Genomic DNA, 14,457 nt, shown 5'->3' with positions numbered 1-14,457 from the left:
ATGTTCGAAGCGCCTCAGGACGTCCTGTCCGTCCTCACCATCGATCTCGGTATTCTCATCGGGCTCCTCGTCATGGCGGGCCTGCTCGACCGCACGAGCGCCGCCGCCCGCATTCTGTTCGGCCTAACCACGGCCGTGTTCATCGTCTGCTACGCCGCCTGGCGCTGGCACGACACCCTTCCAAGCTTCGAGCCGGGGCTCGACATGCTCTGGCCCTACCTGTTCTTCGCCTTCGAGATGGTGGCGATCCTCTACACGCTGATGTCCATCGTCATCCTATTCCGCTTCGAGGACCGGTCCGCCGAGGCCGACCGCGAGGAGGCGCGGCTCTCGGTGAGCGGTGCTTGGCCCGCCGTCGACATCTTCATCTGCACCTACAACGAGCCCCTGGACGTGGTCGAGAAGTCGATCATCCCGGCGTTGGCGGTGGATTACCCGAACGCCACGGTGTGGGTCTGTGACGACACCCGGCGCGACTGGCTGCGGACCTATTGCGAGGAGGTCGGGGCGAACTACGTCACGCGGCCCGACAACCACGGTGCCAAGGCCGGCAACCTGAACAATGCCCTGCGTCATACCGCGAGCCGGTCCAACGCGCCGATCATCCTGGTGCTCGACGCGGATTTCGCGGTAGCGCCCAACATCCTGCGCCGCGCCGTCGGCCTCTTCCATGACGAACGAGCGGCCGTCGTCCAGACTCCGCAATTCTTCTTCAACGCCGATCCCATCCAGCACAACCTGATGGCGTCCGAGGCCTGGGTCGACGATCAGCGGATCTTCTTCGACGTGTTCCAGCCAGCCAAGGATGCCTGGGGCTGCGCCTTCTGCGTCGGCACCTCGTTCCTGGTGCGGCGCGGCCGCGTCGAGGAGATGGGGGGATTCCCGCACGATGCGATCTGCGAGGACATCAATCTCACCTACTCGCTGATGCGCCACGGTTATCGCACCCATTGGCTCAACGAGCGCCTTAGTGCCGGGTTGTCGGCGGAGGGACTACCGGAATACATCACTCAGCGCACGCGCTGGTGCCTCGGCACGATTCAGGTTGCTCTGCTCAAGGTCGGCCCCTTCCGCAGCGGCGATTACACCTTGCTGCAGCGGCTGCACTACTTCCACGGAGTGCTGAACTGGCTGTGCAAGCCGTTCATCGTGCTCATGCTGGTGGCCCCGTCGATCTACTGGCTCTTCGATATGCCGGCCTTCCAGGCCGACTACCTCTCGTTCCTGCGCTACGGCCTGCCGACGCTCTTCGCCCTCTGGACCTACAGTAGCTGGGTGTCCGGACGGCGCACCCTCCCATTGTTCATGGAGGTCACGCACATCATGACGGCCCTGGCCATCACGCTCACCCTGGCATCCGCCGCGATCCGGCCGTTCGGTCGTCCGTTCAAGGTTACCGACAAGGGCGGCGATCGCTCGGTGTCCATGGTGCGTTGGCGCATGGCGGCAGGATTCGGAGCGATCACCCTGCTCTCCGCCGGCGCGATCGTCTGGTCGTTCGTCTCCCCGTCCGGGGCCACCGAGATCTCATCCCTCGACTATTTCAACCTGATCTGGGCCGGCGTCGCCATGCTGTTCTGCTTCGTCGCCTTCCTGGTCTGCTTCGAGCGTCCCCGCGGGGCGGAGGAGTTCCGGATCGAAGAGCCCGTGCGGGTGAGGTCGGGCGGGGTCGCTTACGACGCGGTTCTGGCGACCCTCGGCATGGAGACCGCCCGGCTGCGTCTCACCGCACCGGGCCACGCCTTCGCAGTAGGCGACGGCCTCGATGTCCTGATCGAGCCCACCGGCTGGGTTCCAGCCAATTTTCTTGCGGTGCAGGCGGGCAACTATGCGGTTGCCCTCGCGCCAAACCCTCTGCAGCGCCGAACCCTGATCTTGCGACTATTCACGCAGGTCGTGGACCCGATCGCGCGCACGGCGAGCCTGCGACTTGCTCTGCGGGGCCTCATCGCCCGCTGCTTCCGAGCGACGTGACGCGGGATTTGACGCGATCAGGGAGCGCATTACAGCCCTTATTGCGAGGTCGCTTTGGCATCGACGTCTCGATCCATCCGCGGTGAGATGTGCCTGTCCCCTCGACAGCGCTGATCGCCGTGACGAAGCGGTGGAAGCCATGCCGTGCGAGAAGCAGGGCACCGAAGAGTAAGACCGCGTGGGCTCAGCCGTTTGGGCGTATGTCTGATTGGGCGAACCGCATTCCAAAAGCGGACCGGCAGAAATCCACCCTTCTTGGTCATAGAGCGGACCACCGGGACCCGACCCAATGTCGCAGTAAATTTCGGATCCAACCTCTTCCGAAAGCAGTCGTTGGGTGACGTTTTCGAGGTGCAGCAGATCCATGCCGGCTCAGGCAGACCAGCCCGTCGGTACGGAACCATTATGCGGCCTCTGTGATCCGCTCCTGATGAACAACCGGGGCGCTGCCGCCATGCTGCTTGAGCGGCCGGTTGCCACTGAGGCGACGCAGGAGGACGTAGAAGACCGGCGTCAGGAAGAGGCCGAAGGCGGTGACGCCAATCATACCGGAGAACACAGCGACGCCCATGGCGCTGCGCATCTCCGAGCCGGCACCGGTGGCCGTCACCAGGGGCAGCACGCCCATGATGAAGGCCATCGAAGTCATCAGAATCGGCCGCAGCCGAAGGCGGCTCGCCTCGATGGCGGCCTGGAGCGGCGTGCGGCCGGCGAATTCAAGTTCGCGGGCGAATTCCACGATCAGGATCGCGTTCTTGGCCGAGAGGCCGACGAGGACGATGAGGCCGATCTGGGTGAAGACGTTGTTGTCGCCCGCTGAAAGCCAGACCCCAAACATTGCCGCGAGCAGGCCCATCGGCACGATCAGCAGAATGGCGAGCGGCAGGGCCAGGCTCTCGTACTGGGCGGCAAGCACGAGGAAGACGAGGAGCAGCGCCAGCGGGAATACCCATATCCCGGAATTGCCGGCGATGAACTCCTGGTAGGTCAGGTCCGTCCACTCGAAGGCGAAGCCGCGCGGCAGGGTCTCGGCCGCAATGCGGGCGGCGGCCGCCTGGGCCTGGCCCGAGGAGTAGCCCGGTGCCGCACCGGCGTTGATGTCGGCCGAGAGGAAGCCGTTGTAGCGCATCGCGCGTTCCGGCCCGGCCGTCTGCCGGACGCGAAGCAGTGCGGCGAGCGGCACCATCTCGCCGGAGCCCGCCCGCACCTTCAGCGCCCCGATGTCGTCCGAGCGGGCGCGGAAGGGCGCGTCGGCCTGAACCCGGACCGAGTAGGTGCGGCCGAACCGGTTGAAGTCGTTGACGTAGAGCGAGCCAAGATAGATCTGCAGCGTGTCGAACACGTCCGTTACAGGGATGCGCAGCTGTCGAGCCTTCGTCCGGTCGATGTCGGCGAAGAGCTGCGGCACATTCATCTGGAAGCTCGAGAAGAGGCCCGCGAGCTCCGGGGCCTGGGCGGCCTTGGCCAGGAAGGCCTTGGTCGCGTCGTTGAGCGCCTCGTAGCCGAGGCCGGCCCGGTCCTCGATCTGCATCTTGAACCCGCCGATGGTGCCGAGGCCGTTCACAGGCGGCGGCGGAAACATCGCGATGAAGGCCTCGGGGATTGCCGCGAACTTCTTGTTGAGCGACTGGGCGATGGCACCGCCGTTCAGGGCCGGCGAGCGGCGCTCCTCGAATGGCTTCAGGGTGGAGAACACAATCCCTGAGTTCGAACTGTTGGTGAAGCCGTTGATGGAGAGGCCTGGGAAGGCGACAGCGCTTTCGACGCCGGGCTCCTTCAGGGCAATCTCGCTCATACGGCGGATCACGTCCTCGGTCCGGTCGAGGGTCGCGCCGTCCGGCAGCTGCGCGAAGCCGACGAGGTACTGCTTGTCCTGGCCCGGCACGAAGCCGCCGGGGATCTGGCGGAACAGCACCACGGTCAGACCGACGAGGACGAGGTAGAGCACCATCATTGTCACCTTGCGGGAGACGACGAAACCGACGCCTCGCCCGTACCCGTCCGAGGCTCGGCCGAAGACGCGGTTGAAGCGCCGGAAAAACCAGCCGAGCATCCCGTCGAGGATGCGGGTCAGGCGGTCCTTGGGGGCGTGGTGGTCTTTCAGCAGCAGCGCCGAGAGAGCCGGCGACAGGGTCAGCGAATTGACGGCCGAGATGACGGTCGAGATAGCGATGGTGAGGGCGAACTGCTTGTAGAACTGGCCCGTCAGGCCGCTGATGAAGGCGAGCGGTACGAATACCGCCACGAGCACGAGAGCGATGGCGATGATGGGTCCGGAGACCTCGCGCATGGCCTGGTAGCTGGCGTCTCGCGGCGACAGGCCGCTCTCGATGTTACGCTCGACGTTCTCGACGACCACGATGGCGTCGTCGACCACGATGCCGATGGCGAGCACGAGGCCGAACAGGCTGAGCGCATTGATGGAGAAGCCGAAGACGTGCATCACCGCGAAGGTGCCGACGATGGAGACCGGCACGGCGAGAAGCGGGATGATCGAAGCGCGCCAGGTCTGCAGGAACAGGATCACCACGAGGACGACGAGGGCGATGGCTTCCAGCAGAGTGTGGATCACGGCCTCGATGGAGGCGCGCACGAACTGCGTCGGATCATAGACGATCTCGTAGTCGACGCCCTCGGGCATGTTCTGCTTGATCTCCGCCATGGTCCGGCGGACCTCGTCGGAGATCTGAATCGCGTTCGAGCCGGGCGACTGGGAGATCGGCAGGGCGACGGCGGACTTGTTGTCGAGAAGCGAGCGCAGGGCGTAGTCGGAAGCTCCGAGCTCGATCCGGGCGACGTCGCGCAGGCGGGTGATCTCACCGCTCTCCCCGGTCTTTACGACGATGTCGCCGAACTGCTCCTCAGTGGTAAGCCGCCCGTCGGCGTTGAGGGAAAGCTGGAGGTCGAGTCCCGGGATTGCCGGCGAGGCGCCAATGACACCGGCCGCCGCCTCCACGTTCTGCGCCTGGATCTCGCGCACGACGTCGCCGGCCGACAGCCCGTGCTCGGCAACCTTCTGCGGGTCGAGCCAGATGCGCATCGAATAGTCGCCAGAGCCGAAAAGCTGCACCTGCCCGACGCCGTCGAGGCGGGCGAGCCGGTCCTTGATGTTCAGCACCGCGTAGTTGCGCAGGTAGGTCATGTCGTAGCGCCCGTTGGGCGAGACGAGGTGCACCACCATGGTCAGGTCCGGCGAGGACTTCACCGTGACGATGCCGAGCTGGCGCACGATGGCCGGCAGGCGCGGCTCTGCCTGCGAGACGCGGTTCTGTACGAGCTGCTGGGCCTTGTCGGGGTCAGTGCCGAGACGGAACGTGACGGTGAGCGTCATGATGCCGTCGGTCGTGGCCTGGCTCGACATGTAAAGCATGCCCTCGACGCCGTTGATCTGCTCCTCGATCGGCGTCGCCACCGTCTCGACGATGACCTTGGGGTTAGCGCCTGGGAAGGTCGCGCGCACGACGACCGAGGGTGGCACCACGTCCGGATACTCGGAGATCGGCATCGCGAAGAGCGAGATCAGGCCCATGATGAACATGAGCACCGAGAGCACGCCTGCGAAGATCGGCCGGTCGATGAAGAATTTCGAGAGGTTCATGCCGCCCTCCTGGGCGCACGGGGAGAGAGCGGTCGCATGGCGGCCGCCGGGTAGAAGCCCGATCGGGAAGAGCGGCCTGCGCCGCCCGTCAGTTCTGCGCGACTCGGCGCGGAGCCGTTGCGGAGTCCTGCGGCCGCGCGCCCATGGCGACCGGCTCGGGCCGGAGGAGCATGCCGGGCCGGAGCCGCTGAAGGCCGTTGACGACGATGCGCTCGCCGCCTGACAGGCCGGAGTTCACGACGCGCAGTCCGTCAACGGACCGGCCGAGGGTGACGGCACGGAACTCTGCGCGGTCGTCGGCCCCCACAACGAGCACGAACTTCTTGTCCTGATCCGTGCCGACCGCCCGCTCGTCCACGAGCAGCAGCGATTCGGGTGCGGCCTGGCCGAGGCGCATGCGAGCGAACTGACCCGGGATGAGATGTCCGTCGCTGTTGCCGAAGCTTGCGCGGACCCGGATGGTGCCGCTTCGCGCATCGACCTTGTTGTCGATGAACTGGAGGTGCCCACGCGCCCGCGCCCCGTCGGCGGTGAGCATCTCGACCGGGATGCGGTCGAGGCTGCCGCGCTTGCCCGAGGGGTCAGCCAGTGAGGCCAGGGCCTTGAGGACGACGGTCTCGTCCGCGTCGAAGCTGGCATAGACGGGATCGACGGAGACAAGGGTGGTCAGCACAGCAGCGCCCGCGCCAGTGGCGACGAGGTTCCCCGGCGTGATCTCACGGCGTCCAACGCGTCCGCCGACTGCGGCCCTCACCTCCGTGTAGCTGAGGTTGAGCCGGGCGGCCTCCAGCGTCGCCTTGGCAGCGTCGAGGCTCGCCTTGGCTTCCTTGAACGCGTTGGCGCGGACATCGAGATCGCGGGCCGTGACGATGCGCTGGTCGGAAAGCCGCTGTCCACGCTCGAAGTCGCTTGCGGTCAGGGCGAGACGCGCCTCGGCGCCGGCGGCCTGTGCCTCCAGGCGATGGACTTCGGTGGCGTAGGGTGCGGGGTCGATGGTCACCAGCAGGTCGCCGGGCCTGACGAGTTCGCCCTCGGTGAAGTGCGTCGCCTGGATCGCTCCGCCAACACGTGCCCGGACGTCGACCCGGTCAACCGCTTCGAGTCGGCCGGAGAACTCGTCCCACAGCACGACCGGGCGAGGCGCGACGGTGGCGACGGGCGCCGGCGTCGCGGGCTCGGACGGCGCCGGTGCGGCGACCGCCTCCGTTCCGTGCGCCGTAAGGCTGGGGAGGGTTTGAACGAAGGCGCCCGCCAGAAGAGCGAAGGCAACACCGGCCGCGAGGCTGCGCCGAAAACCGGAACGGGTAGGGGAAGCTTGAGGCGAAGGGTTCACGGCCGACTCCGACATCTGTAGAGTTCGCTACACATGTCGGCATGGACGGCGGGCGTCAAGAGACTTATCTACCACTCGTTATAAAAGTTGGAGTCAGCTGACAATGGTGATGGGGCGACCCAGGTCCTTCGATAGGGACAAAGCCCTCGACGAGGCGATGGAGGTGTTCTGGCGTCACGGCTACGACGGCGCCAGCCTCGCCATGCTGACGAAGGCGATGGGCATCAAGGCGCCGAGCCTCTACGCAGCCTTCGGCAGCAAAGAGGGCCTCCTCAAAGCCGCCCTCGATCGCTACGCGCTGCGGCGGTCGGAGCACATGCTCTACGTGCTCGCCGGCGCCACGGCGCGCGACGTGGCCGAGCGCTTCCTGAGCAGCATCGCCGAGAGCCATACCGACCCGGCCAATCCGCCCGGCTGCCTTCTCGTCCAGGGCGGACTCGCCTGCGGCGCCGGCTCGGAGAACATCCCGTTCGAGCTGGCCTCGCGCCGGGCCGAGTCGGAGACGGAACTCCTCGGGCGTTTCATTCAGGCAAAGGCTGACGGCGATCTGCCGGAGGACGCGGATCCTGCGGCGCTGGCGCGATTCCTGTCGACGGTGGCCTCTGGCATGGGCGTCATCGCGTCGTCGGGGGCCAATCGCGAGGCTCTGCGAGAGGTGGCGCGCGTCTCGCTCGGGGCCTTCGCCAGGAGCGGTAGGGACTGAACGCTCGGTCGAACAGGGCTGCAGGCCGCAGATTCCGGCACTTTCCTTTCTGAAAGCTGCATGCCCGCAAACTACCCGCTCCGGCAGTAGAGAAGACCAGCAAGTCCCGACCCTACTCAGACCGACCTTGCAATACAGAGCATTGGCCGGAAGTGATTCGACGGGGTCACACTGGCGGCCGCAAGCGTAGCCCTAAAGCGGACCGAAGCATGGGCTCTTTTCGACAAAGGATACTGACCCGATTTCAGCCTTCAAGGCCGCATACTGCAACGCCTGGATTCGAGGCAAGGCGGAACTTCAATCATGCATCTCGAGTGCATCGCCAGTTTCAATATCAAAGGAGGCGAATTCACTTGAGCCGCCTAAGGAAATGCCTGTCCGCATAAAGGTGTTGATCCGCTGGGAGCCATATTTGGCATCTTGCAGTTACCTGGGAAGAAGCCTGTCATGGCGCGGAGGTAGAGCATCGTGAACAAGCTGGTGGCCAAGCGTGACGAGATCCGCGTAGCAATTGCTGATCGAATGGGATTGGGATCGCTGCAGACATTGAGCTCTGCGCAGACGGCGGATGTCGACCGGGAGGCGGACCAAGAGATCGCCAAATGTCGTGCGGCCATGAAACGTGAGAACACTTACCCTGAGGCGACCGACCTCGCTCCCTTTCAGCGTTTACTGGTCGATTACTGCAGGTTGGAGCGGGAGGAAAACGGTCCGGAGGATGGCGATGCTACGGAAGGATTTGGCGCTCGTCATTGAGGTGGTCCGCTGAGGCGTTTCTTGTCGTGCCACAGTGTTCGAGCATGCCACCACCCCATATATTCGCCCGAGGCGCTCACGATAATGATAATATCCTGGAAATAAGCATCTCATTCAAACGTGCTCGCTAGCTGTTCTTTCTTCACAGGGTGCTTCGCGTCCGCTACGCTTCGCGCGCCCAGGCCGGTGATCGCTATAATGCGCCATAGACGGTCGATCGGCCTGAGGAAAACGCCGTTCTCAGTGCTCGGAAGGCTGCAGAGTGTATGTTGGGGGTCGAACCCTACTCGTCTTGAGCCCAGGTGAAGCGGGCGTTGCCCAGACCTGTGCCGATGGTCAGGATGTCCCAGCGCTGAACATCACGCATGTAAGGAAACTCGCTCAAGCCCTGGACCATAGCATCGTTGTGCAAAACGATGACGGTTTCGGCGCCAGCAATGACTGGCAGGGCAGAGCGAACGCGTTCCGGGAGGTGGAAGCCGTCCGCCTCTCAGTCACCGGGAAGGTTCTGCGTACCGCAGGCGATGGTGCCGTCCGAGCGGATCTCTCCGGGGCGACCGATCCCAATGAAAGGAGCGAGCCGAACATCCGCCGCCATTGCTTTCTCGACCAACCGCCGGAGCATGTCGGTCAGGCGCTGCACGGTCCGGTCTCCTGGAATGCCTTGCTGCGCATTCTCACTCAAGGAGCGTGGCGAGGACGAGCGGCCGGTTGCAACCTTCCCTAAAAGGAAAGGCAAGAGAGACCGGAAGGCACGAAGGCTGAGAAGGCATCCGTCTAACCGTTGCCTTCAGCGCATTTAGGCGAGTTTGCTGCATAAGGCCGAGGCATACTTTTGCCGCCAGCGTTCGCGAATTTTTCCAGGGACTTTGGCCCAAATTGGCGGAAGCAAGACGAGTATCTCGTGAGCCAAAGGGCGCCACTCCAGCAGCATGGTGCAGCTCATTAAACGGGTCGTACGGCCTTGCGGAGATAGCAGGCCATCGGTCTAACCAGTGGGAAGGATTCGACTGCGTCTCCACAATCTTAACCTACCAAGTCGACCCCATTGGAATATCGCCCCGGCATCGATAGCCACCGCCTATTCCCTGCTGGAACGCGCTCTAACCGCTACCCATCGGTTTTGAGGCGCGGCGCCGCTTCGACCGCCTGGGCAACTGTCTCCACAGCTGACATCACTTCACTGGGAGCGGTATGATGCACCATATGACCGCAATCCTGCACGACATGCAGGCTGCTATTCTGTAGCACGCGATGCAGGCGCACGGCTTGAGTGGCAAGATCCACCATCTTGTCCCCAGCTCCGGCGACAATGGCCACCGGCATTGAGAGTTCGGCGTAGCGGTTTTGGACCGCCAGCGCATCTGGGATCATCAATGCAGACTCGGCCGCGCTGGCCCGCAACTGTGAGGGACGGATTGCCATCTCGGAGGGGACGCCTTCGAACGTGGCGGCCACCGGTGCAGGGCTGAACAGCTTCCGGATCATTGACGGCCAGAGAAGACGAGCGACGGGAGGCGAAACGGTGTAGCGCAGGATGTCGCCGATGAGCGGCAAGGCGGGACCGGACATCAGTACGACGTCCGCACGGACTGAACCGTAGTAGTACCCGCTCTCTAAGATAAGGCCCCGGACCATGTCCGGGTGGTCGAGCGCGAGGGCGATGGCGACAGAGGCACCCCAGGAGTGGCCCAGCACGAGGGAGTGCGAGACCCCAATTTGCTGCAGCGCCGTGCGAAGTAGATCTGCCTGGGCGGAGGGTGTCCAGATGGTGCTGCGGGGTCGCTCGGTATAACCATAGCCCGGTCGATCAAAGGCGATGACGCGATAGCGCTTGGCTGCTGCCTGGACGAAGCCGCTCGACATAAAATCTTGGAGCATGCTGCCGTTGCCGTGCAGGAGCACCAGAGGTTCGCCGTCGCCCACCTCGGCATAGTGAACTTGAAGGCCATCAACGTCGATGATCCGGCCGGTCGGCGGGTTGTCCCGCTCCGCCTGTCGTGCTCTCGCACTCACCACAACGGCGGTAAGACCGAGAGCCGCGGCTCCCAACGTCATGAGAGCAGCGGGACGTGCGAAGTCGCGGCTCTGAGCCATGGCAGGTGTCCGATCAAAGTGGCCAGCAGCATCAGCAGGCGGGTTCGCCCGTAGCACGCTGCAATGGAACGAACGGTCCTGGTATGCCGTCGTTCCGCGCGACGTAGGCGGATCGCCAGATCAGCTGTATTGCCTTTTTCCACACCGGATCATTCGGGCTATTAAGCCGGGGTAGCCGTGGCGAGAGCAGGACGGGTTAGCGGCCTCGCCGCGTCCCGGCATGGCGGCAGATCATCACGGTCACGAGGGGCTGGGCGGACGTCTCGAAGTGGGTGCATGCAAGTACGTAGACGGCAACGCATATGAGTTCGAACCCATCAATGCCGTAGCGTCCGCCAGCCGTGGGATTAGGTCGCGCCGGCCGCTTCATTGAGCCATGATGTGGTCCGAACCTCAGGCGCGACGTCTACGGTCCGCCTGTCTCGTCGGGACCGGAAAAGGCACCGGTGCAGCGGCCAGGATCGGCTTCCAGGTCACGTTCCATTCCTCCATTGGAGCGGGATCGGAGCGATGAACGAGGTCGAGGAAGGCTATGCCGGCTTCCATCGTCGCACGCTTCACCAGAGGGTTCAGCGGCCCGCCGTTCCTAAGGGATCGATCGGTGAAGACGCTATGCGAACCGCCCTGGAACACGACGAGGGCCTTTCGTGCCGTAGGGATGGCGTTGAAGACGTCGATGCGGTCCTGCACCGGCGAGAAACGGCCGGGGATGCGGATCGTGTCCTCGGTCGTGGTCACGTGGAGGGAGGGGACATCCGCGGAAGCGAGAACTGCCGCGAGGTCTGCCTCGCCGTAGAAGGGCGGGGCTGAGATCACGATACTCGCCGTGAAGCGTGGGTCCCGGCCCCCGATGGGCTTCCCGTTGCGGATCACCTGAGCGCCGGTCAGGATCAGGGTCGTGTTCGCCCCGTATGAGTGACCGGCCGCGACAACGCGTTTCCTGTCGATGGCGGCTTGGAAGGGATTGTCACGATGGAGCAGGCGGTCGAGGCCGAAGCTCACGTCCCGCGTCCGCTCTATGGCTTCCTGCTCGTCCGCTGCCCCATCGAGACGGTCGAGGAGCAGTATCGGGTTGCCCTCCCAAAGCGTCTGGTCGCTGCCGACGTGCTGGATGTGCAGGCTCGCGATCCCGCGCGCCGACCACCCCTCGCCGAGGTAGCTGTAGCCTTTTCGCGAACCGCCGAGCCCATGGGAGAAGACGATGAGCGGGACCGGTCCCTTCCGGGTCGCGGAGGCTGGCCAGTAGAGCCGCGCCGGCACCGCGCGGCCGCGTGTCGGATCGACCCATTCGAAGTCGATGACCCGGGCTTCCTCGGATGCCGGCAGCGCCTGGGCCGACAGGGACGAGAGCCAGGCTGCGGCACCCGACGCCAGGGCCATCGTGCCGAAGCGGCGGCGGCTGAGGCTACGATTCGTCGGTGCCGGGAAGGCGTCCGTGCGTTGCGGGACATCGGCGGTAATGGGCATGAACGTCTCACGGTGTTTGACGGCAGGTTGATCGGGCGAGAGCCTGGTGGCCTTCGTCGGAAGCATTCGGGGTCGGGATGGACATCTAGAGCTGCGCCCGACCACGTTGGGTCGGGACACATCTCTAAGCCTCTGTTTTGCCGCGCTCTTTTTCGCCGAACCGGCATCCACTTCGGCGGAGAGCGCTCTAGCCGTCATCCAGCGGCGCTTACGGTACACCCGTTCAAGACAAGCGATGGGACGCCGCAACCCCGCGCCCATGATGGGGTTGACCGACGACCTCGCCAACGACCGAGAATTTCCGCCGTTCGGTAAGCGCGTGGACGACCATCTCCCCGCTACGCCCCCTCAGAACATGCTGCCCCAAGGCCTCCGCCTCGATGCCGTCTGGAAGCACGGGAATCCTGCAGAGCACGGCTTCCGAGACGAGCACGGACCGGCTTGTCTCCCGGCACAGACCTTCCAGTCGGGCGGTTGCGTTCATGACGTCGCCGAAGTAGGCGATCTTGTGCCGGTCGATCCCTATCTCGGCCGTGACGACACTGCCGCCATGGAGCGCCGCGCGGAGTTCCGGGACGAGTCCGAATCTCCTAGTCCATCGGTAGCGGTCATCGCGGAGCATTCGTTGGATCGCGAAGATGCATTCGATGCACCTGGCCCGCTCGATGCCGCGCATCAGTGGCCAGGAGATGATCACCTGATCGCCAATGTAGTCGTCGATCTGACCGCGATGTCGGCGAACCGGTTCGGCAATCGTCTCGAACACGTCCTTCAGCAGTTCCTGCGCCGCGAAGTCCCCGTGCTTCTCCGCATAGGCGGTCGAGCCGACGAGATCGAGGAACAGGAAGATGCGCTCCTCGCTGCGCGGGCGATGATAGCGACCGAGGATCAGGTTGGTGAATGTGCTGCGGCCGATGAGGTCGCGCATGCGCAACACGCCGATCAGGAGCGCCGACACAGCCATCGCGTAGATGACAGCCTGGGGCCGAGGTATCACGACCTCCGCCAAGCTCTTGTCCGTCAGGCCTAGGGCTCGGACCACGATGCCCATCACGCCCATTCCTATGATGATCACGAGGAGCAAGCTCATCTCCGCCGCGGCGAAGTAGGCCAGAGAGGGCAGGCGCCGGAGGCAGGTCGTGTAACGCGGGAACAGGGCACCGCGCTCGTAGGCGATGGCGAGGACGCCGATGCACGTCCCATACGTAACGCCGAGTACGGCCGGCCCCTCGTGGAACAGGATGCCGTACAGGGCACCGAACGCGGCACTGGCGGCGGCGATGACGATCCAGAACGTGAGCGAGCCGTTCGACATCGTTTCCATCCAAGTGGGAGCTGCTCTGGAATGGCCGAGGAAGGCCACGGGCATGGGATCTTGGGAATTAGGCCGGTCGAGGCGACTTACTGTGCCCGACGGAGGGTCACCGTTTGGCCGGGCAGTGGGACGCCCAGGCATCCGGCGGCTCCTTCGCTTCGCTACGTATGATCGGGAAGGTCCGTCCGACGACCGGGATCTACTGGAACACCGCGCCGGACAGACGTTCGGATTCGGCCCATAACCGAGCCGCAACGGCCTCGTCCCGAGCTTGGACCGGAATGGCGGCGGGCCCCGGCGCGCCGCGGGTCTCACCCAGTCGCGTCGGACCGTAGTACCCCCCGCTCAAAGCAAATGGCGAGGACGCGGCATACAGGGTCGGCAATGCCCCCTGCGCTGCCGGCTGGAACAGGAACCACATGTAGGTTCGCATGATGCCGGCGAAGCTCCAGCGACCTGAGCCGTTCGGCAACAGGTCTGTCCGCGAGATCCCGGGATGCGCCGCAAGGCTGGTGACCCCCCAGCCGTTCGCTTCGCTGCGGCGCTGAAGTTCGAGCGCGAACATCAGGCAGGCGAGCTTGGACTGAGCGTAGGCCGCCATCGGGCGATAGGTGCGCTCCGTCTGCAGGTCGTCGAAGTCGATGCGGCCGCTATGGGCCGCCACGCTGGACAACGTGACCACGCGGGGTGTGCGCCCCCGGCGCAGCAACGGCAGCAGATGGGCGGTGAGCGCGAAGTGTCCGAGGTAGTTCGTGGCGAACTGCAACTCGAAGCCGTCGCCAGAGACCTTGCGCACCGGCGAATTCATCACTGCGGCATTGTTGATCAGTAAGTCGACGCCGTTGAGATCGCCCGCCATGCGCTGAGCGAAGGCAGCAATCGAAGCGAGGCTTGCCAGGTCGAGGATTTCGAAGCGAACCCTGGCGTCAGGCGACTTCTGCCGTATCAACTTGATGGCTTGTCCGCCCTTGTCCGAATTGCGCCCAGCGATGATAACCTCGCTCCCGCCCCGCGTGAGTGCGAGCGCATTCTCGAAGCCGAGGCCACCTGTCCCCGTCACGATGGCAACCCGTCCCGACTGGGAAGGAAGGTCTTTCAACGTCCAGCCAGACATCCAGGTCTTTCCCGCCCCACACGCTAAATCGCACTCGGTGCAAAGATATATTCGCACTGAGTGCAGTTTTGTATGTGCGAAATCGCATGCGAAAACGCTG

At 64.5% G+C, this 14,457-nt stretch carries 10 protein-coding genes; 3 read left to right on the top strand and 7 right to left on the bottom strand.

What is annotated here, in order from left to right; genetic code table 11:
• The gene (locus tag AC0IXR_RS00545; RefSeq protein WP_471759378.1) at positions 1–1,974 is read left to right on the top strand and encodes a glycosyltransferase family 2 protein; all 1,974 of its coding nucleotides are present in this window, start codon (positions 1–3) and stop codon (positions 1,972–1,974) included.
• A gap of 403 nt (positions 1,975–2,377) precedes the next feature.
• Here AC0IXR_RS00545 and AC0IXR_RS00540 read toward each other — a convergent pair whose 3' ends face one another.
• Positions 2,378–5,572: an efflux RND transporter permease subunit gene (locus AC0IXR_RS00540; protein ID WP_471759377.1), complete on the bottom strand. Its 3,195-nt coding sequence runs from the start codon at positions 5,570–5,572 to the stop codon at positions 2,378–2,380.
• Between the two features lie 88 nt (positions 5,573–5,660).
• Positions 5,661–6,920 (bottom strand): efflux RND transporter periplasmic adaptor subunit, encoded by a 1,260-nt coding sequence (locus AC0IXR_RS00535; protein WP_471759376.1) that lies wholly within the window; start codon positions 6,918–6,920, stop codon positions 5,661–5,663.
• 88 nt (positions 6,921–7,008) lie between these two features.
• On the opposite strand from AC0IXR_RS00535, the gene AC0IXR_RS00530 reads away from it, so the two are divergent.
• Entirely contained in the window at positions 7,009–7,608 is a 600-nt protein-coding gene (locus AC0IXR_RS00530) for a TetR/AcrR family transcriptional regulator (protein WP_471759375.1), read from the top strand.
• A gap of 468 nt (positions 7,609–8,076) precedes the next feature.
• Positions 8,077–8,364 (top strand): hypothetical protein, encoded by a 288-nt coding sequence (locus AC0IXR_RS00525; RefSeq protein ID WP_471759374.1) that lies wholly within the window; start codon positions 8,077–8,079, stop codon positions 8,362–8,364.
• Positions 8,365–8,854: 490 nt separating this feature from the next.
• Here AC0IXR_RS00525 and AC0IXR_RS00520 read toward each other — a convergent pair whose 3' ends face one another.
• The 5 genes from AC0IXR_RS00520 to AC0IXR_RS00500 all read right to left on the bottom strand — a co-directional run bounded on the left by AC0IXR_RS00520 (position 8,855) and on the right by AC0IXR_RS00500 (position 14,357).
• Positions 8,855–9,007, bottom strand: coding sequence for a hypothetical protein (locus AC0IXR_RS00520; protein ID WP_471759373.1), 153 nt, complete (start codon positions 9,005–9,007; stop codon positions 8,855–8,857).
• A 467-nt stretch (positions 9,008–9,474) separates the two neighbouring features.
• Positions 9,475–10,461, bottom strand: a complete 987-nt coding sequence (locus AC0IXR_RS00515) for an alpha/beta fold hydrolase (protein WP_311275979.1) — start codon at positions 10,459–10,461, stop codon at positions 9,475–9,477.
• Positions 10,462–10,854: 393 nt separating this feature from the next.
• Positions 10,855–11,928, bottom strand: coding sequence for an alpha/beta hydrolase family protein (locus tag AC0IXR_RS00510; RefSeq protein ID WP_471759372.1), 1,074 nt, complete (start codon positions 11,926–11,928; stop codon positions 10,855–10,857).
• A 223-nt stretch (positions 11,929–12,151) separates the two neighbouring features.
• Complete coding sequence (locus AC0IXR_RS00505) at positions 12,152–13,243, bottom strand: adenylate/guanylate cyclase domain-containing protein (RefSeq protein WP_471759371.1); 1,092 nt, start codon at positions 13,241–13,243, stop codon at positions 12,152–12,154.
• Between the two features lie 199 nt (positions 13,244–13,442).
• Entirely contained in the window at positions 13,443–14,357 is a 915-nt protein-coding gene (locus AC0IXR_RS00500; RefSeq protein ID WP_471759370.1) for an SDR family oxidoreductase, read from the bottom strand.
• Between the last annotated feature and the right edge of the window lie 100 nt (positions 14,358–14,457).

It is taken from the genome of Methylobacterium sp. AC832, assembly GCF_979256025.1.
This window is presented reverse-complemented; position numbering and strand designations above follow the sequence as displayed.